Genomic DNA, 18,065 nt, shown 5'->3' on the forward strand with positions numbered 1-18,065 from the left:
AGCAGCCAGACTATGAACCGCGCCGTTCGCCCGTCAACAACGACAAACATTGACTTCTGGTGCGGCGCTCTTCTAGGTTTCCCGATGTACATCTGTGCGCTATGCGAACACCCCGCCTTCTCCGCTCACCCCTGACGTGGATGGAGTTCCGATGCGACGCCCCTTGATTGCACTATTCACCGCGGTGGCCCTGCTCGCCACAGCCGCGTGCGGTGACTCATCCGACGACGGTTCCGCGGCGCCCGCGGCTTCCGGCAAGCCCGACGCGGTCAACGCCGGCGTCATCGCGATCCTCGATGTCGCGCCCATCTACCTCGGCAAGGAGAAGGGCTTCTTCAGCAAGCGCAACATCGACCTGACCCTGACCACCGCACAGGGTGGCGCGGCGATCGTGCCGGCCGTTCTCTCCGGTCAATACCAGTTCGGGTTCAGCAACGCCGTCTCGCTGCTGCTGGCCAAGTCGAACAACGCGCCGCTCAAGGTGGTCTGCAACGGCAACAACTCGACCGGCGCCGCCGACGACTTCGCCGGGCTGTTCGTCAAGCCCGACAGCCCGATCAAGTCGCCGAAGGACCTGGTCGGCAAGACGGTCGCGGCCAACACGCTGAAGAACATCGTCGACACCAGCGTGCGCGCGTCGGTGAAGAAAGACGGTGGCGACCCCAGCCAGGTCAAGTTCACCGAACTGCCGTTCCCCGAGCAGGTCGGCGCGCTCCAGGCGGGCCGGGTCGACGCCATCTTCGTCGTCGAGCCGTTCCAGCAGGCCGCGATCGCCGCCGGCATGCGGAAAATCGCATCGAGCTATGTGGACGCGGCGCCCAACCTGACCGTGGCGCTCTACTTCACCTCGACGAAGCTGGCCGGGGAGAACCCCGACCTGGTCAAGCGCTTCACCGAGGCGATGCAGGAGTCGCTGGCCTACGCCGACTCGCACAGCGACGAGGTGCGCGACATCATCGGCACCTACACGAAGATCGATCCGGCGACCCGGGCCAAGATGACGCTGCCCAAGTGGCCGGCCGACATCAACCGCGAGTCGATCGACGCACTGGCCACCGCCGCGGTCACCGATGGGCTGCTGAAGCAGAAGCCCGACGTGGCGGGGCTGCTTCCCTGATGGTCTCCGTCGCGGCGCGCCGCCCGCGGGTGACCGGCCGGCGATACCGGTCGGTCACCCTGGGCGCGCTGGGCCTCATCGGCTTCGGGCTGGTGCTCGAGGTGGCGCCGCGGATCGGCGTGGTGCCGATCGACTTCGCGCCGCCGACCAGCCAGATCCTGGTGACCCTGGTCGGGCAGCTCGACGACGGCTCGTTCTGGACGGCGCTGCTGCACACGCTCGGCACCTGGGCCGGCGGCCTCGCGATCGCGGTGGTCGCCGGCGCCGTCATCGGCGTGCTGCTCGGCTCGTTGCCCATCCTGCGTGCCGCGACGACCACGACCATCGAGTTCCTTCGGCCGATCCCGTCGGTCGCGCTGATCCCGCTGGTGATCGTCCTTTATGGTCCGACGGTCCGCTCGACCCTTATCCTGGTGGTCTACGCGGCTTTCTGGCAGATGCTGATCCAGGTCGTGCACGGCGTCGCCGACGTCGACCCGGTCGCCCTCGACACCGCCCGCTCGTTCCGGCTGAGCCCCTGGGCCAGGGTGCGTCACGTGGTCTGGCCGAGCGCGCTGCCCTACGTGATGACCGGCCTGCGACTGGCCGCCGCCGTCGCGCTGATCCTGACCATCACCGGCGAGTTGGTGATCGGTTCGCCCGGCCTGGGCAAGGAGATCGACACCGCACAACAGAGCAATGAGGTACGCCTCGTCTACGCCCTCATCGTGGTCACCGGCCTGCTCGGCGTGCTGATCAACCTCGTGGTCCGGTGGGGCGAGCGCCGGCTGCTCTCCTGGCACCCGGCCAACCGGGCCGAGAAGGGTGCGGCATGAGGATTCTCTGGCGCGTCGTGCTCGCGGTCGGTCTGCCGGTCGTGCTCATCGCGGCGTGGTGGTTCGGCTCGGCCGGCAGCACCGACTTCTACTGGCCGTCGCTGTCGACCATCGTCGACACGTTCGGCCGCACCTGGACCTGGGAGATGTTCCAGGAGCAGGTGTTCCCGTCGCTCTGGCGACTGCTCGCCGGCTATTTCCTCGCGGTGCTGCTGGGCGTCGCGCTGGGCGCGCTGATCGGCCTGAACCGGGTCGTCCGCGACCTGCTCGAACCGGTGCTCGAGTTCCTGCGCGCGTTCCCGCCGCCGGTCCTGGTCCCGGCCGCGATCCTCCTCGCCGGCATCGGCGACCGCACCAAGATTCTGGTGATCGTGTTCGGCTGCGTCTGGCCGGTGCTGCTCAACACCATCGAGGGCGTGCGGGCCCGCGACGAGGTGCTCAGCGACACCTGCCGCACCTACCGGATCACCGGGCTGCTCCGCCTGCGCCACCTGGTGCTCCGGGCGGCCAGCCCACAGATCGTGACCGGTGCCCGGCAGGCCCTTCCGCTGGCCATCATCCTGATGGTGATCAGCGAGATGATGGCCGCCAACGAGGGCCTCGGCTTCACGGTTCTGCAATTCCAGCGGGGTTTCCAGATCCCCGAGATGTGGAGCGGCGTGCTCCTGCTCGGCCTGATCGGCATCGTGCTCTCCCTGCTGTTCAGACTCGCCGAGCGGTCGCTGCTCGGCTGGTACCACGGCCAGCGCGCGGGACAACGGGAGTTTTGATGCTGGAGGTCAAGAACCTGCACAAGGTGTACGACGGGCACGGCCGCCGCGTGACGGCGGTCGGTGACCTGACGTTCTCCGTTCCTGAAGGACAGTTCGCCTGCGTGGTCGGCCCCTCCGGCTGCGGCAAGACCACCCTGTTGCGGGTGCTCGCCGGCCTGCTGCCGGCCACCGCCGGCGAGGTGCGGGTGCAGGACGCGCCGGTCACCGCACCGCCGCCGGGCCTCGCGGTGGTCTTCCAGGAATACGGCCGCAGTCTCTTCCCGTGGCTGCGGGTGCGCGACAACGTCGAGTTGCCGCTCAAGGCCCAGGGCATCGCGCGCGCCGAGCGCCGGAAGCTGGCGACCGACGCGCTCGCGGCCGTCGCACTGTCCGATGCCGACGGTGCCTACCCGTGGCAGCTCTCCGGTGGCATGCAGCAGCGGGTGGCGATCGCCCGGGCCATCGCCTTCCAGCCGAAGGTGCTGCTGATGGACGAGCCGTTCGCGGCCGTCGACGCGCAGACCCGGGCCGACCTGGAAGACCTGGTCCGCTCGGTGTGGCAGCGGCTGGGCGTGACGCTGCTGTTCGTCACACACGACATCGACGAGGCGGTCTACCTCGGCCAGCGGGTGATCGTGTTGTCGGCTTCGCCGACCACCGTTGCCGAAGACCTGGCCATCGACCTGCCCGCCGACCGCGACCAGCTCACCACCCGGTCCGACCCGCGCTTCACCGAACTGCGCAGCCAGGTCTACGCGCGGATCAGGAAAGTGACGGCACCAGCTTCAGAAGGAGCACCGGCATGACATTCTTCGACCCGCAGGAGTGGGACGGCAAGATCTTCAGCGGCGAGTGGCGCACCCCGTCAGGCGGCACGGCCGACATCCTGGAGAAGGCGACCGGCACGTCGCTCGGGCGCACCGGCGTGGCCGACGCCGGTGACGTCGCCGACGCGGCCGCGACCGCCGTGGCGGCACAGCGGGAGTGGGCGGCCAAGACGTTCGAGGAGCGGGCGGCGGTGCTGCGCCGGGCCGGCGCGCTGATCGAGGCCAACGCGGGCGAGTTGCGTGACTGGGTGGTCCGGGAGACCGGCGCGGTGCCGGGACTCGGCGACTTCGCGGTCGGCGTCGCGACCCAGGAGTGCTACGAGGCAGCCGCGTTGGCACACCGCCCGGTCGGCGAGATCCTCCAGAGCAACCAACCGCGGCTGAGCCTGCTCAAGCGGGTCCCGGTCGGCGTGGTCGGGGTGATCTCGCCGTTCAACGTGCCGCTGATCCTGTCGATCCGCTCGGTCGCGCCGGCGCTGGCCCTGGGCAACGCGGTCGTGCTCAAGCCCGACCTGCGTACCCCTGTCAGCGGTGGCTTCGCGATCGCCCGGGTGTTCGCCGACGCCGGGCTGCCGGCCGGGTTGCTGCACGTGCTGCCCGGCGGCGCCGAGGCCGGCTCCGCGCTGGTCGCCGACCCGGCGATCCGGGTCATCTCGTTCACCGGCTCCAGCGCGACGGGGCGCCGGGTCGGCGAGCTCGCGGCCCGCCACCTCAAGCGGGTGCACCTCGAGTTGGGCGGCAACTCGGCGATCGTGGTGCTCGACGACGCCGACCTCGATCGGGCGGTCTCCGCCGGGGCGTGGGGCTCGTTCCTGCACCAGGGCCAGATCTGCATGACCGCGGGGCGCCACCTGGTGCACGAGCGGATCGCCGACGACTACGTCGCGGCGCTCGCCGAGCATGCCGACCACCTGCCGGTCGGTGACCCGTTCACCGGGCAGGTGGCCCTCGGCCCGCTGGTCGACGAGGGCCAGCGTGACAAGGTGCACGCCCTGGTCACCGCGACCGTCGACGCCGGTGCCCGGCTCGTGGCGGGCGGCAAGCACGAGGGGCTCTTCTACCGGCCGACGGTGCTCGACGAGGTGCGCACAGACATGCCGGCGTACGCCGAGGAGGTATTCGGTCCGGTCGCGCCGGTCGTGCGGTTCAGCAGTCTCGACGAGGCCGCCGCGTTGGCCGCCGACTCCTCCTATGCGCTGTCGCTGAGCATCCTGACCGGCGACGCGATGCGCGGGCTGGCTCTCGCCGAGCGGATCCCGAGCGGGATCGTGCACATCAACGACCAGACCGTCAACGACGAGGCGGTGGCACCGTTCGGCGGTGTGCTCGACTCGGGCACCGGCGCGCGGTTCGGCGGCGCCGGCAACCTCGACGCGTTCACCGAGCAGCGCTGGATCACGCTGCGTGGCGAGATTCCGGCTTACCCGTTCTAGGAAAGGTGCACGACATGACGTTGCGCGACACGCCGCCGTTCCGGGCTGACCACGTCGGCAGCCTGCTGCGTCCGGAACGGTTGCTCAAGGCGCGGGCCGACCGGGCGGCCGGCACGATCTCCGCCGAGGAGTTGCGGGCGGTGGAAGACGACGCGGTCCGCGACGTGGTGCGGATGCAGCGCGACGTCGGGCTGCGATCGGCCACCGACGGCGAGTTCCGGCGTACGTCCTGGCACATGGACTTCATCTACCAGCTCGGCGGGATCCACAGCACCGACGAGAAGATCCGGGTGCACTTCCACAACAAGCAGGGCGACCTCGACTTCACCTCGGCGGCGCTGGCCGTCGACGGCCCGGTCCGGCTGGAGAAGACCATCTTCGGCGACGACTTCGCCTTCCTCGCCTCCACTGTGGAAGACGGCGTGACCGCGAAGCTGACCATCCCGTCGCCGAGCATGGTGCACTACCGGGGCGGGAAGGCGTCGATCGATCCGGCGGTCTACCCCGACGAGGAGCAGTTCTGGGCCGACCTGTCCGCGGCCTACGCGGCCCAGGTCGCCGCCGTCGCCGAGCTCGGTTGCCGCTACCTGCAGCTCGACGACACCAGCCTGGCCTATCTCAACGACCCCGAGCAGCGCAAGCAGCTCAGCGAGCGGGGCGACGACGCCGAGCACCAGCACCTGCGCTACATCAAGCAGATCAACGCGGCGATCGAAGGCCGGCCGGCCGGGCTGTCGGTGACCACCCACATGTGCCGGGGCAACTTCCGGTCGTCGTGGGCGGCCGAGGGCGGCTACGACTTCGTCGCCGAGGCGCTGTTCTCCGAGCTGGCGGTCGACGGGTTCTTCCTGGAGTTCGACGACGAGCGCTCCGGCGGCTTCGCGCCGCTGCGTTTCGTACCCCCGGGCAAGATGGTCGTTCTTGGTCTGGTCACGACCAAGCGTGGCGAGCTCGAGTCGAAAGACGCGCTCAAGCGGCGGATCGACGAGGCGAGCCGCTATGTGCCGCTCGAGCAGCTGTGCCTTTCGCCGCAGTGCGGCTTCTCCTCGACGGTCGAGGGCAACGCGCTCAGCTACGACGACGAGGTGGCCAAGCTGGCGCTGATCGTGGAGACGGCGCAAGAGGTGTGGGGCTGACTGATTTGGAAACACGCACGCAGGTGGGCATCATCGGCGCCGGTCCGGCCGGTCTGGTGCTCGCCCACCTGCTCCGCGCGCGCGGCATCGACTGTGTGGTGCTGGAGCGGCAGACTCGGTCCCATGTGGAGGCACGGATCCGGGCCGGGGTGCTCGAACACGGCACGGTCGATCTGCTGACCTCGCTGGGGCTGGGCGACCGGCTGCACCGTGAGCGGATGGTGCATCACGGCATCGAGTTGCTCTTCGAGCGGGAGGCGCATCGGATCCCGTTGACCGAGTTGGCCGGGCGGGAGATCACCATCTATGGGCAGCACGAGGTGGTGAAGGATCTGATCGCGGCCTGGGACGGTCCGCTGCATTTCTCGGTCTCGTCGGTCGCGTTGTCAGCTCTGACGTCAACGCCAACGGTGTCTTATGTGGACGCCGACGGCGTGGCGCAGACGCTGCACTGCGACGTGATCGCGGGATGCGACGGGTTTCATGGCGTGTCCCGCGCGGCGATCCCTCCCGGTGTGCTGACCGTGCACCAGCGCGACTATCCGCACGCGTGGCTCGGCATCCTGGCGGAAGCGCCGCCGTCGTCGGAGGAACTGATCTACGCGCACAGTTCGCGGGGCTTCGCGCTGCACAGCATGCGTTCGCCGACGGTGACCCGGCTTTACCTTCAGGTCCGGCCCGACGAAGACCTGGCGGAGTGGCCCGACGAGCGGATCTGGAGCGAGTTGCGGGCCCGGCTGGACCGTTCGGACCCGGCCTGGTCGCTGGCCGACGGGCCGATCCTGGAACGCTCGGTCGCCGCGATGCGCAGCTTCGTCGTGTCACCGATGCAATACGGACGGCTGTTCCTGGCCGGGGACGCGGCACACATCGTGCCACCTACCGGTGCGAAAGGGCTCAACCTCGCGGTGGCCGACGTCAAGGTGCTCGCCGACGCGCTCACCGCCTGGTATGCCAGCGGCGACGCGACCGGTCTCGATGCCTACTCCGAGGCCTGCCTGCGCCGCGTTTGGCGGGTGCAACACTTCTCCTGGTGGATGACCTCGATGCTGCACCCGACCAGCGACAACGACCCGTTCGACCGCGCGCTGCAACTGTCTCAACTGCGCTACGTGACGTCGTCGCGGGCGGCGGCGACGTCGCTGGCGGAAAACTACGTGGGCTTCCCGTTTCCGTGAAAGGCCGCTGGTCGGCCGCCGCCTGGCTCGCGGCGGTGCTGCTGGCCGCCCTCAACCTGCGGCCGGCGATCGCGTCGGTTCCGCCGATCGTCGACTCGCTGCGTGACTCGCTCGGCCTCTCCGGCTCCGCGGCGGGCGTGCTGACGTCGGTGCCGGTCGTCTGTATGGGGCTGTTCGCGCCGGCCGCGGCGTGGGCGGCGGCTCGGTGGGGCACCGGCCGGACGATGGCGTTCGCGCTGGCCCTGGTGGCAGTGGCGACCGCGGTCCGGCCGCTGGCGGGCGTGGGGCTGCTCTACACGGCGACGGTGTTCGTCGGCGTCGCGATCGCGGTCGGCGGTGCGCTGATGCCGGCACTGGTGCGGGCCCGCTTTCCTGCGCGGGTGGGGCCGGTCACCGGTCTCTACACGACGGCCCTGATCACCGGCGCGCTGATCGGCGCGGGCGGCACCGAGCCGTTGCGGACCGTCTTTGGTGGGTCGTGGCGGGCTTCGCTGGCGATCTGGGCGGTGCCGGCTGTTCTTGCTCTGGTGGTCTGGTTGGTGGTCCGTCCGTCGTCCGCGGCACCGCCGGCGGCTGCTGCCGCCGAGCTTGACTGGTCGCCGTGGCGGGACCGGGGCGCCTGGATGGTCACGCTGTATATGGGTGGGCAGTCGCTGCTCTACTACGCGCCGTTGGCCTGGTTGGCGGCCACCTACACCGACCTCGGCTGGTCCGCGGGGAAGGCCGGCGGGCTGCTCGCCCTCTTCAGCGCCACCCAGGTCGTCTCCGCCCTGGCGGCGCCCGCGCTGACCCGTCGCGACCCGCGGCCGGCGATCGTCGTCTGCCTGCTCCTGACGATCGTTCCGCTCGGGTTGATCGGGGTGAGCCCGTTGAGCGCGCCGGCTCTCTGGGCCGGACTGCTCGGCATCGGGGTCGGCGCCAACTTCACGCTCGCGCTGACCGTGGTCGGGCAGATCGCCCCGACGCCGGCCGCCACTCCGAAGGCGTCCGGGATGGCGTTCTTCGTCGGCTACCTGCTGGCCGCGGTGGGTCCGGTGGCGGTGGGCTTCCTGCACGACCTGACGGGCGGATTCCGGGTGCCTTACCTGGCGTTGGTCGGCGTCGGTCTGGTGACGCTCGTCGTCGGGGTGGCCGCCGGCAACGCGTCCACCAGGCGTGTCCTGCGCCACAGCGACCCCGCAGGGCGGTGAGGATGGGCGTGGGAATGTCGCACCCGGCGGCTACAACGGACGGGACACACACCCACGCCATCGGAGGAGTTTGATGACTTCCACCCTGTCGGCTCAGGTGACGGGCCCGGTGTTGGCCCCTTACGACGAGGGCTACGCCGACGAGGTCGCCGCGTGGAACACCGCGGCAACGCACACACCACAACTCGTGGTCGGCGCGACGTCGGCCGAAGACGTCGCGGCAGCGGTCCGCTACGCCGGCGACCACGGCATGCACGTCAGCGTGCAGGGCACCGGGCACGGCGCCGAGGTTCCGATCACGTCGGGCCTGATGATCAACACGAAGCGGCTCGACCGGCTGACCATCGATCCGCAGACCCGCACCGCGACGCTCGGTGCGGGGCAGCAGTGGGGCAACGTGGTCGCGGCGGCGGCCGAGCACGGCCTGTTGCCGATCGCCGGCGCGGCGTCGACGGTCGGCGTCGTCGGCCTGCTGGTCGGTGGCGGGCTCGGCCCGCTGGCGCGCAGCCACGGCTTCGCTTCCGACTATGTGGAGAGCTTCACCGTCGTCACCGGCGCCGGCGAGATCGTCGAGGCCAACCACACCGACCACCCCGACCTGTTCTGGGCACTGCGCGGCGGCCGGTTCGGCCTTGGCATCGTGACCGAGGTGCGGGTCCGGCTGGTCGAGCTGTCCACTCTCTACGGCGGCTCGCTGATGTTCGACGGCGCCGACATCGAGCCGGCCCTGCGGGCCTGGGTCGACTACATCGCGACCGCAGACGACCAGGTCTCCACCAGCGCGGCGATCATCCGGATGCCGCCGTTCGAGCAGATCCCCGAGCCGCTGCGCGGGCGCACGGTGCTCTCGTTGCGATTCGCCTACCCGGGGCCGGTCGACCGGGGCGCCGAGTTGGCGGCGCCGTTGCGCGGTGCGGCCCCGGTCTACCTCGACGCGCTCGGCGAGATGCCGGCGGGCCAGATCGCCAGGATCCACAACGATCCGACCGAGCCGGGTGCCAGCCAGGTCTACGGGGTGCTGCTGGGCCAGATCGACCAGGAGTTCGCGACCGCGTTCCTGTCGACCTTCGGCCCCGCGGCCGACCCGCCGTTCGTCTCGGCCGAGTTGCGCCACCTGGGCGGTGCCGCGGCGCGCGACGTCGAGGGCGGCTCGGCGGTCGCCGGCCGGGCCGGCGTGGTGGCGTCCGCGCTGGTCGGCGTGCGGCCCGACCAGTTCGAGAAGGTGATGCCCGACGCGGCGTTCGACTGGCGCCAACTCGTCGCGCCCTGGACGCTGCCCGAGGGCAATCCCAACCTGATGGGCCTGCCGGTGACGGCGGAGCGGCTGGCCACCATGTGGTCGGAAGAGGCCAACACCCGGCTCGGTGAGATCCGCTGGCACTACGATCCCGACTCGGTTCTGGCCAAGCCAGCCTGATCGATCTCGTGGGGCGCGCCGCTGCGGCGCGCCCCACCCCTGTCACCCTCGCGCTGCGCCGGAATTTTTCCTGATACGTCGGATTAGTTACGTGAATACTTCTTATGGTGATCACGAAGTTGCCGTCGTGACGCCCGATGCAGGGCGTGGTTCGTGAGGAGTTACAGGATGTCCAGACGCGTCACCCTGGCGGCCGCCCTCGCGGCGTTCGCCTCAATGGTGGGATTCGGAGCCGCGCCCGCCGTGGCCGCACCCAGCGCTGAAACCCCCATCACGTTCGCGATCAGCGCGGGCGGCCTCAACATCACCGCGCCCACCACTACCGTCGATCTCGGTTCCGGGGTCACCGGTGGGACCGTTTCCGGGAGCATCGGCCCGGTCACCGTCGCCGACACGCGCGGTCTGCTCGTAGCCAGCTGGACGGCCACCGTCTCGTCCACGCCCTTCAAGACCGGTGGCGGCACCCCCGCGGAGACCATCGGCGCCGACCAGGCCACCTACACCCCCGGCCTGGCCACCATCGTCTCCGGCCTTCCGGTGCCGGTGGCCGGCCTTCCGGGCAACCTGGGTGCCCCGCGCACGGCCTACACCGCCACCGCGGTCGGTTCCAACTCGGTGCGGTGGAACCCGAACCTGTCGATCCAACTGCCGGCGGCCGCCGTTGCCGGCACCTACACCGGCACGGTGACGCATTCGGTGGCATAACCGACTGCCCTTAGGCGTGGCGATCGCGGCGATTCTCGCCGCGGTCGCCGTGCCGTCGTCCCCAGGCGCCGCCGCGCCTGCGGAGGACGGGCAGATCGGCATCCGGCTGCTCGAAGCGCCCGTCTCGCGACGCGACGATCCGCGGGCGCACATGTATATCGTCGACCACCTGAAGCCCGGCTCGACCATCACCCGGCGCTTCGAGGTGCTCAACCAGACCGACCAGGCCCGGGAGTTCGAGGTCTATCCGGGAGCGGCGAGCCTCAACAACGACGAGTTCCTGCCGGGCGCAGACCGCGAGGGCAACGAGCTGACCTCGTGGATCAAGCTGTCGGTCGACAAGGTAGTCCTTCAACCCGGCGACACGGCCGAGGTCGAGGCGACCATCGCGGTGCCGGACAAGGCGTCGAAGGGTGAGCGTTACGGCGTGCTGTGGTCGGAGACCCGGATCGCTCCCGACAAGCATGGCAACATCGGCGCGATCCGGCGGGCCGGGATCCGGGTCTACCTCAACGTCGGCCCCGGCGGCGAGCCGGTGTCCAACTTCGACATTGGCGAGATCAAGACCACCCGTGGCGCAGACGGCGTGCCGGTGATCTCGACGGCGGTCACCAACACCGGCGAACGGGCGTTGGACCTGACCGGCACGCTGAGCCTCAGTGACGGCCCAGGCAGCATGCGGGCCGGCCCCTACCACCTGAACACGGCCACCACGCTGGCACCCGGAGCCACCGGCATCGTGATGGCGGCGCTCGACGCCAAACTGCCCGACGGCGACTGGAAGCTCGACCTCGAACTCGCCAGCGGCATCGTGAAGCACAAGCTCAACCGCGTGGTGACGCTCCCACCGCCGGGCGTCAGCCTGGTCGCCGACGGCGGCACCTGGCCGTGGAGCTGGATCGGCCTGGCCGGCGGCGGTGCGTTACTCGCCGTTTTCACCGGCGCGGTCGCGCTTCGCCGGCGTCGACCGGTCACGCCGGTCGTCGGTCTTCACTACCGGCCCCGGCACCACTGAGCCCCGATGTCCGGGGCCCCTCGTTATGGGGCCCCGGACACGGTCTGCTCCATGAGGATCTCGGCGGGGTCCTCGTCGTTGGGTCCGATGTGGATGAATCCGGCCCGCTCGTAGAGGCGGATGGCCGCCGCGTTGTCTGCGCGGACCGACAGCCGCACGACGGTCGCACCCGAGGTGGCGGCCCAGTCGGCGATGGCTTTGATCAGTGCGTCACCGACGCCGTGGCCGCGCCCGGCCGGGCTCACCCAGACCGAGATGACCTCGACGGTGCCCGGGCCGGTAGGCACGCCGCTGGCCATCCCGACCGGTTCCTCACCGAGGTAGGCGACCAGGTCCAACGCCCCCGCGATGCGCAACCGATCGCGCCACATGTCTTCGCCCGCGTCGTGCCAGTCGGCAAGCTTCGACCCGAAGGCGTAGGGCGCCTCGGCGAGCGCGGCCAGCCGCAGGTCTCGCCACAGCTTCCAGTCATCGTCGGACAACACCCGAAGATCCACCATCGCAGCAGAATGCCCCACCCGGCCAAGGACCGCCACCGCGTTACGCGCCGCCGCGTTCAGCGCGCGAATGCGCGATCGGCGCGTGCGGTGCGCGCGGCGAGGACGTCGCGCTGGCTTGGGTCGGTAGCGAGCGCCTGGCGCTGGCCTGGTGGCGCGCGGCGAGGACGTCGCGCTGGCTTGGGTCGGTAGCGAGCGCCTGGCGCTGGCCTGGTGGCGCGCGGCGAGGACGTCGCGCTGGCTTGGGTCAGTAGCGAGCGCCTGGCGCTGGCCTGGTGGCGCGCGGCGAGGACGTCGCGCTGGCTTGGGTCGGTAGCGAGCGCCTGGCGCTGGCCTGGTGGCGCGGGGTGTGGAGCGTCGCGGTGGCTTGGGTCCACCCCGATGCGCGGCGTCGACAGGTCGGTGACAGCGGGCGCGGCGCGTGGAGGGGGCGGGGCAGCCACGACTTGTTACGCGACCTTCGCTGGCTCGGGCGCGGGCGATATCTCCGCGGCACCCGGTGCTCGTAGGCGGCGTACCTCGGGGGCGAGCAATGCGCCGGCCGTGGCCAGCACGACCAGGGCGGCGCACCCCCAGAGTGCGTTGGACGTGCCGGCCGCCGCCGCGATCGGGCCGGCCACCAGCAGCCCCAGCGGTGCGAACGACAGCGAGCCGAGCAGGTCCCACGAGCTGACCCGGGACAGCGCGTCGGACGGCACCTCGCGCTGCATCGTCGTCGACCAGAGCACCCCGAACACGTCGCCGGCCACGCCGGCCAGGAACGCGGCCGCCACCACTGCCGGCAACGGCGCCGACGCCGCCAGCAACGCCATCGGCAATGCGGCCGCCGCCGTCACCAGCGCCGCGATCAGCACCGGCCGGCGCGGGTGGACCCGGACCGCGATCCCGACGCCGAGGAACGTGCCGGCCGCCTGGGCCGCGGTGATCGCCGACCAGGCCGGCGCACCGCCCAGGTCCGAGACCGCCAGCAGAGGGCCGAACACCCCGACATAAGCGTTGATCGCGGCCACCACGAACGCGTACTGCGCCACCACCGCCCACAGCCACTGCCGCGACGAGAACTCCTGCCAGCCCCGGCGCAGGTCCGACCACGCCGAGGCGGGCGGCCGGGGTGGGCCGGCCGGCGTGCGGATGCCCAGGATCAGGGCCGCCGACACGAAGAAGGACGCGGCGTTGAGCGCGACCGCCCAGCCCGCACCGACCACCGCCACCGTCGCGCCGGCCAGGGACAGGCCCAGGATCAGCCCCAGGTTGAAACCGATCCGCAGCAAGCCGTTGGCGCGCTGTCGAAGGGAAGCGGGCACCAGGTCGGGAACCACGCCGTCGAAGGCTGGCAGGAACACCGCGCTCGCCACGCCGGCCAGCGCGGCGAACACGCTAACCGCCAGCAGCGGCGCGTGGTCGGTGAGGAACATCAGGGTCAGGCCGGTCCAGGCCACGCCCGCGAAGAGTTCGGCGGCGAGCAGCACCCGGCGGCGCGCGAACCGGTCGCCGATCACGCCGCCGGCCAGGATCAGCACCAACTGGGGGAGGGCCTGGCAGGCCAGCACGATCGACAGCGTCGTCGGCGACGAGCCGGGCAGCGCGAGCACCGCGAAGGCCAGCGCCACCCGGCCGAAGCCGGTGCCCAGCACCGAGATCGTGCGGGCGGTGAACAGGAGGGCGAAGGGCCGGTCGGCCAGCAGGGCGCGCATCGGGACCGGACGATAGCGCAGCGGCGGTCAGCCCACCGCGTAGATCTGGTGTGTCACGCCAGAACTGAAAACATCACACTTCGACAGCTTGAGCGGCACCCGCGGGCCGCCGTCGGCGAAGAAGCGCTCGCCCGACCCGACCACGATGGGGTGCACCAGCAGGATGAGCCGGTCGACCAGCCCGGCGGCCAGTAGCGTCCGGCTGAGCGTGATGCTGCCGGTGATGGTGATCGGCCCGCCCGGACCGGCCTTCAGCGAAGCGACCTCAGTGGCCACGTCGCCGGGCGGCAGCAGCCGCGAGTTGACCCACGACAGCGACGACAACGAGCGGGACACGACGACCTTCTCCGGCCGGTTCATCTTGGCCGCCACCGGGTCGTCGGCGGGCATACCCGCGAACGCGCCGGCGAAGCTCTCGTAGGTGACCCGGCCGAGCAGCAACGTGTCGGCGGGCTCGGACCACATCGCGGTCATCATCTCTTCGTCGAGCCACGGGAAGTGCCACTTCTCCGGCGCCTCCACGACGCCGTCCACTGAGATGAACTCCGCAACGGTGATCTCACGCATGACTACTCCCGGTGAACCAGGGCGGCGGATCCGCCCGACACCTACCCCGCGAACGGCCGGACCGGATTTCGACAACGATCGGCTAGATTTCTCGACGTGCGATTTCTGATGACCCTCAACGCCGGCGTACGCGAGCCCGACGAGGCGCTCTATGCCGAGATGGGTCGGTTCGTCGACGAGATGTCGCGGGCCGGCGTGCTGATCGCGACCGGCGGGCTGGCCATGGAGGGCAGCCATGTCACGGCCAGCGGCGGCAAGATCACCGTGGTCGACGGGCCCTACCCGGAGACCAAGGAGACGATCGTCAGCTTCGCGGTGATCGAGACGGCCTCCAAGGACGAGGCGATCGAGATCAGCCGCCGGTTCTGGGCGATCCAGGGCGACGGCGAAGGCGACATCCGCCAGGTGTACGGCCCGGAGTAACAGCGATGGACCCCCGCGCGACGGTCGAGGCGGTCTGGAAGCTCGAGTCGGCGCGGATCGTCGCGGCCCTGACCCGGCTGGTCCGCGACGTCGGGCTGGCCGAAGACCTGGCCCAGGACGCGCTGCTCGCCGCGCTGGAGGAGTGGCCGGTCAAGGGCACCCCGCCCAACCCGGGCGGCTGGCTGATGCTGACCGCCAAGCACCGGGCGATCGACCGGCTGCGCCGCGACGACCGGCTGCGCGCCAACCTGGCCGAACTCGGCCGCGCGGCGGAGCAGCAGACGGCCGCCGAGGAAGAGTTCGACGACGGCACGGGCATCGACGACGACGTACTCCGGTTGATCTTCATCGCCTGCCATCCCGTGCTGTCCCGCGAGTCCAGCGTCGCGCTCACCCTCCGCATGATCGGCGGGCTGACGACGGCGGAGATCGCGCGCGCCTTCCTGGTGCCGGAACCGACCATCGGCCAGCGGATCTCCCGCGCCAAGCGGACCCTCGGCGATCGCAAGATCCCGTTCGAGGTGCCCCCGCCGGCCGAACGCGCGGCGCGGCTGGCCGCCGTACTCGAAACCATTTATTTGATTTTCAATGAGGGGTACGCCGCGACGGCGGGCGACGACTGGATGCGGCCGGCGCTGGCGGAGGAGGCGGTGCGGCTCGGCCGGATGCTGGCCGGGCTGGCGCCCGGCGAGGCCGAGGTGCACGGCCTGGTCGCGCTGATGGAGTTGCACGCGTCGCGGATGCCGGCGCGGCTCGGGCCAGACGGTGCGCCGGTGCCGCTGCTCGAGCAGGACCGCGGCCGCTGGGATCAGACGCTGATCCGCAGCGGCTTCGCGTCGCTGCTGCGGGCCGACCGGCAGGACGGCCCCTACGTGCTACAGGCCGCCATCGCGGCCAGCCACGCGCAGGCGCGGCAACCCGGCGACACCGACTGGGTACGCATCGCCGGCCTCTACGAGTTGCTGGTGCGCCAGACGCCGACGCCGGTGGTCGAGCTCAACCGGGCCGTCGCGGTCGCGATGGCGTTCGGGCCCGAACGCGGCCTGGAGATCGTCGACCGGCTCGCCGAACCGCTGCGCGACTATCACCTGCTGCCCGCGGTGCGCGGCGACCTGCTGCGCCGGCTCGGCCGCGACGCGGAGGCCCGGGCCGAGTTCGCCCGCGCCGCGGACCTCGCCCGCAACACCCGGGAGCGCGACGTGCTGCTGGAGCGCGCCGGAATGTAGCCCGAGTTCTCCATCAATCCATCCGCATGTATCGACGCGTTGTGGGGCATCGGGTCGACTGGAACCCGTGAGCGGACAACACGACACCCATGACCATGGCAGCCTCACTCGCCGCGGCCTGCTGGCCGGCGCCGGCGGGCTGCTCCTGCTGACCGCGACGCCGGGCACCGCCCAGGCTGCGCGGGTCCAGGTCGCACCGGGCCTCGCGGCCGGCGCCGACCGGGCCTCGCGGATCACCCAGGGCACCACCCTGGTGCACGGCGACCTGCACAACCACACGCTGATGTCCGACGGCGACGGCAACCCCGACCTCGTCTTCGGCTCGATGCGCGACGCCGGCCTCGACGTCGCCGCCCTGACCGACCACACCACGCTCTTCGCCATCGAAGGGCTGAGCCGCTCGGAGTGGAACCGGGCCGGCGCGCTGGCCGACGCCGCCAACGTGCCGGGCAGCTACACCGCCCTGCGCGGCTTCGAGTGGAGCCACCCGCTGCTCGGGCACTCCAACGTCTGGTTCACCAACGACTACGTCGACCTGGCCGGCGCGAGCAGCATGAGCCGGTTCTTCAACTGGCTCGCCGGGCACGGCGGCGTTGCGGGCTTCAACCACCCGGGCCGCGAGATCCTGCGCTTCGACAACTTCGGCTTCAACAGCGGCGCGCGCGAGCAGCTGGTCAGCATGGAGATCTTCAACCGGGGTGACGACTACCTGTTCGACGGCTGGTCCGACACCGGTTCGTCGCCGCTGGTCGCCTGCCTCAACGCCGGCTGGCGGACCGGCCTGATCGGGGTCACTGACGAGCACGGCACCAACTGGGGGTTCCAGGAAGGGCTGGGCCGCGCCGGGCTCTGGGTCACCGGCAACACCCGCGCCGAGGTGCTCGCCGCGATGCGGGCCCGGCGCTTCTTCGCCACCCGGGTGAGCGGCTTCCGCCTCGACGCCACGGCCGGCGGTGTGCGGATGGGCGGTGTCCTCGGCATCACCTCGGGCGCCGTGCAGTTCGCGGTCGACCTCGACCGGGGGCCGGAGTGGGCCGGCAAGCCGCTGCACATCCAGGTGCTCCGCCCGGACACCCGGGCGCCGAAGGTGGTCGACGTCATCGAGACGACGGCCGGCTCGGTCGCGACGTTCACCGTGCCGCTCAACGTCGCCGACGGCAACTGGGTGGTGCTGCGGGTCTCCGACCCGAGCCAGGCCAACCCGTCGCCCGGGCCGGCCAACCATCCGTGCAATGACTTCGGCGTCGCCTACTCCAGCCCGTGGTGGCTACAACCGTGAGAGCAAGGCCGTTCACCTCGGCGCCGTCTGGCGCGCGCTTTCGCGAGAGGCCACGGTCGTCGGCGGTGACTACACCGTGCGTGTGAACCGATACCTTCGCCGCGTGGTCGCGGCCGCCGTCGCGCTCGCCGCGACCCCGCTCGTCCTTCCCGCGCCGGCCGTCGCGGCGCCGCTGGGCCAGGTCACGCTCGCGAAGAGCGCCGGCTCGGTCGACGACAACCCGATCTTCGCGTCCGCGACCGCCAGCGCGCCGTGCCCGACCGGCTTCGGCGCCGACGCGATGGTCCGGATCGGGCCGGTCGGCGGGCCCTATGCCAACGTGGCCAAACCGCTGACCGCCGGCGGCTACGACAAGAAGGCGGTGTCGGTGAAGCCCAACCGCTCGTTCACGATGGCCCTCGGCAACGTGCGCCCGACCGACGGCGAGTGGCAGGTCGTGGTCGAGTGCTACAGCATCACCGACGGCATGCACCCCGAGCGCTTCGTCACGCCGATCACGGTTTCCGGCGGGCGGTGGCGCAGCGGGCGGCCGGCCGGTGCCAGCCCGACCCAGACCGGCGCCGCGTCCGGCGCTGACGCCGCGCCGCCCCTGCCGGCCGCCTCGACGCCCCCGGACGTCAGCGGTGCGAACCCGGCCGACATCGACCCGCGCCTCGCCGCGAACAACCGATCCGGAAATGCCTCATTCGGCAATGCGTGGTGGATCGCCGGACTTGCCGGAGTGCTTTGTGTGTTCGGGTTGGTCTTCTTGTTGACCAGGCGGACCCCCGGCAAATCGCGGTGAATGCGGACGC

Annotated in this window: 18 protein-coding genes; 15 read left to right on the plus strand and 3 right to left on the minus strand. The window is 71.0% G+C overall.

All coding sequences use genetic code 11. The annotated features are described in order from the left end of the window. Nucleotides 1-151 precede the first annotated feature (151 nt). From DFJ67_RS16585 to DFJ67_RS16635, 11 genes are all read left to right on the plus strand, one after another. Nucleotides 152-1,117, plus strand: coding sequence for an ABC transporter substrate-binding protein (locus tag DFJ67_RS16585; protein ID WP_116068777.1), 966 nt, complete (start codon nt 152-154; stop codon nt 1,115-1,117). Continuing rightward, a complete protein-coding gene (locus DFJ67_RS16590; protein WP_116068778.1) occupies nt 1,117-1,932 on the plus strand; it encodes an ABC transporter permease in 816 nt (271 codons plus the stop codon). Before DFJ67_RS16585 ends, DFJ67_RS16590 begins: the two co-directional genes overlap by 1 nt. Next, nucleotides 1,929-2,702 carry an ABC transporter permease gene (locus tag DFJ67_RS16595; RefSeq protein WP_116068779.1) on the plus strand — a complete coding sequence of 258 codons (774 nt, stop codon included), beginning with the start codon at nt 1,929-1,931 and terminating at the stop codon, nt 2,700-2,702. Before DFJ67_RS16590 ends, DFJ67_RS16595 begins: the two co-directional genes overlap by 4 nt. After that, a complete protein-coding gene (locus tag DFJ67_RS16600; protein ID WP_116068781.1) occupies nt 2,702-3,490 on the plus strand; it encodes an ABC transporter ATP-binding protein in 789 nt (262 codons plus the stop codon). The genes DFJ67_RS16595 and DFJ67_RS16600 overlap by 1 nt, the downstream gene beginning before the upstream one ends. After that, the gene (locus tag DFJ67_RS16605; RefSeq protein ID WP_116068782.1) at nt 3,487-4,944 is read left to right on the plus strand and encodes a benzaldehyde dehydrogenase; all 1,458 of its coding nucleotides are present in this window, start codon (nt 3,487-3,489) and stop codon (nt 4,942-4,944) included. Before DFJ67_RS16600 ends, DFJ67_RS16605 begins: the two co-directional genes overlap by 4 nt. 14 nt (nt 4,945-4,958) lie before the next feature. Next, a complete protein-coding gene (locus DFJ67_RS16610; protein ID WP_116068784.1) occupies nt 4,959-6,080 on the plus strand; it encodes a 5-methyltetrahydropteroyltriglutamate--homocysteine S-methyltransferase in 1,122 nt (373 codons plus the stop codon). 5 nt (nt 6,081-6,085) lie between these two features. After that, nucleotides 6,086-7,258, plus strand: a complete 1,173-nt coding sequence (locus DFJ67_RS16615) for a 4-hydroxybenzoate 3-monooxygenase (protein WP_116076291.1) — start codon at nt 6,086-6,088, stop codon at nt 7,256-7,258. Next, nucleotides 7,255-8,448: an MFS transporter gene (locus DFJ67_RS16620; RefSeq protein WP_116068786.1), complete on the plus strand. Its 1,194-nt coding sequence runs from the start codon at nt 7,255-7,257 to the stop codon at nt 8,446-8,448. The genes DFJ67_RS16615 and DFJ67_RS16620 overlap by 4 nt, the downstream gene beginning before the upstream one ends. 73 nt (nt 8,449-8,521) lie before the next feature. Next, nucleotides 8,522-9,865: an FAD-binding oxidoreductase gene (locus DFJ67_RS16625; RefSeq protein ID WP_116068788.1), complete on the plus strand. Its 1,344-nt coding sequence runs from the start codon at nt 8,522-8,524 to the stop codon at nt 9,863-9,865. Between the two features lie 168 nt (nt 9,866-10,033). Beyond that, nucleotides 10,034-10,570, plus strand: coding sequence for a hypothetical protein (locus DFJ67_RS16630; protein WP_116068789.1), 537 nt, complete (start codon nt 10,034-10,036; stop codon nt 10,568-10,570). A 16-nt stretch (nt 10,571-10,586) separates the two neighbouring features. Continuing rightward, a complete protein-coding gene (locus tag DFJ67_RS16635; RefSeq protein WP_116068791.1) occupies nt 10,587-11,585 on the plus strand; it encodes a peptidase in 999 nt (332 codons plus the stop codon). A gap of 23 nt (nt 11,586-11,608) precedes the next feature. Here DFJ67_RS16635 and DFJ67_RS16640 read toward each other — a convergent pair whose 3' ends face one another. The 3 genes from DFJ67_RS16640 to DFJ67_RS16650 all read right to left on the minus strand — a co-directional run bounded on the left by DFJ67_RS16640 (nt 11,609) and on the right by DFJ67_RS16650 (nt 14,343). Beyond that, nucleotides 11,609-12,085, minus strand: coding sequence for a GNAT family N-acetyltransferase (locus tag DFJ67_RS16640; RefSeq protein WP_116068793.1), 477 nt, complete (start codon nt 12,083-12,085; stop codon nt 11,609-11,611). Nucleotides 12,086-12,531: 446 nt separating this feature from the next. Further along, nucleotides 12,532-13,776: an MFS transporter gene (locus DFJ67_RS16645; RefSeq protein ID WP_116068794.1), complete on the minus strand. Its 1,245-nt coding sequence runs from the start codon at nt 13,774-13,776 to the stop codon at nt 12,532-12,534. Between the two features lie 27 nt (nt 13,777-13,803). Next, nucleotides 13,804-14,343: a dihydrofolate reductase family protein gene (locus tag DFJ67_RS16650; RefSeq protein WP_116068796.1), complete on the minus strand. Its 540-nt coding sequence runs from the start codon at nt 14,341-14,343 to the stop codon at nt 13,804-13,806. Nucleotides 14,344-14,439: 96 nt separating this feature from the next. Here DFJ67_RS16650 and DFJ67_RS16655 point away from each other — a divergent pair, with 96 nt between their 5' ends. From DFJ67_RS16655 to DFJ67_RS16670, 4 genes are all read left to right on the plus strand, one after another. Next, a complete protein-coding gene (locus DFJ67_RS16655) occupies nt 14,440-14,766 on the plus strand; it encodes a YciI family protein (RefSeq protein WP_239097430.1) in 327 nt (108 codons plus the stop codon). Between the two features lie 5 nt (nt 14,767-14,771). Continuing rightward, nucleotides 14,772-15,992 carry an RNA polymerase sigma factor gene (locus tag DFJ67_RS16660; RefSeq protein ID WP_116068798.1) on the plus strand — a complete coding sequence of 407 codons (1,221 nt, stop codon included), beginning with the start codon at nt 14,772-14,774 and terminating at the stop codon, nt 15,990-15,992. A 67-nt stretch (nt 15,993-16,059) separates the two neighbouring features. Then, the gene (locus DFJ67_RS16665; protein WP_116068800.1) at nt 16,060-17,271 is read left to right on the plus strand and encodes a CehA/McbA family metallohydrolase; all 1,212 of its coding nucleotides are present in this window, start codon (nt 16,060-16,062) and stop codon (nt 17,269-17,271) included. Between the two features lie 82 nt (nt 17,272-17,353). After that, nucleotides 17,354-18,055 (plus strand): hypothetical protein, encoded by a 702-nt coding sequence (locus DFJ67_RS16670; RefSeq protein WP_116068802.1) that lies wholly within the window; start codon nt 17,354-17,356, stop codon nt 18,053-18,055. The last annotated feature ends 10 nt before the right edge of the window (nt 18,056-18,065 follow it).

The organism is Asanoa ferruginea (assembly GCF_003387075.1).
Lineage (GTDB): Bacteria > Actinomycetota > Actinomycetes > Mycobacteriales > Micromonosporaceae > Asanoa > Asanoa ferruginea.

Excerpts from the sequence above, each read along its gene's own strand:
- DFJ67_RS16585 (WP_116068777.1), top strand. The coding sequence starts at position 152 with ATGCGACGCCCCTTGATTGCACTATTCACCGCGGTGGCCCTGCTCGCC.
- DFJ67_RS16590 (WP_116068778.1), top strand. The coding sequence starts at position 1,117 with ATGGTCTCCGTCGCGGCGCGCCGCCCGCGGGTGACCGGCCGGCGATAC.
- DFJ67_RS16595 (WP_116068779.1), top strand. The coding sequence starts at position 1,929 with ATGAGGATTCTCTGGCGCGTCGTGCTCGCGGTCGGTCTGCCGGTCGTG.
- DFJ67_RS16600 (WP_116068781.1), top strand. The coding sequence starts at position 2,702 with ATGCTGGAGGTCAAGAACCTGCACAAGGTGTACGACGGGCACGGCCGC.
- DFJ67_RS16605 (WP_116068782.1), top strand. The coding sequence starts at position 3,487 with ATGACATTCTTCGACCCGCAGGAGTGGGACGGCAAGATCTTCAGCGGC.
- DFJ67_RS16610 (WP_116068784.1), top strand. The coding sequence starts at position 4,959 with ATGACGTTGCGCGACACGCCGCCGTTCCGGGCTGACCACGTCGGCAGC.
- DFJ67_RS16625 (WP_116068788.1), top strand. The coding sequence starts at position 8,522 with ATGACTTCCACCCTGTCGGCTCAGGTGACGGGCCCGGTGTTGGCCCCT.
- DFJ67_RS16630 (WP_116068789.1), top strand. The coding sequence starts at position 10,034 with ATGTCCAGACGCGTCACCCTGGCGGCCGCCCTCGCGGCGTTCGCCTCA.
- DFJ67_RS16640 (WP_116068793.1), bottom strand. The coding sequence starts at position 12,085 with ATGGTGGATCTTCGGGTGTTGTCCGACGATGACTGGAAGCTGTGGCGA.
- DFJ67_RS16645 (WP_116068794.1), bottom strand. The coding sequence starts at position 13,776 with ATGCGCGCCCTGCTGGCCGACCGGCCCTTCGCCCTCCTGTTCACCGCC.
- DFJ67_RS16650 (WP_116068796.1), bottom strand. The coding sequence starts at position 14,343 with ATGCGTGAGATCACCGTTGCGGAGTTCATCTCAGTGGACGGCGTCGTG.
- DFJ67_RS16660 (WP_116068798.1), top strand. The coding sequence starts at position 14,772 with ATGGACCCCCGCGCGACGGTCGAGGCGGTCTGGAAGCTCGAGTCGGCG.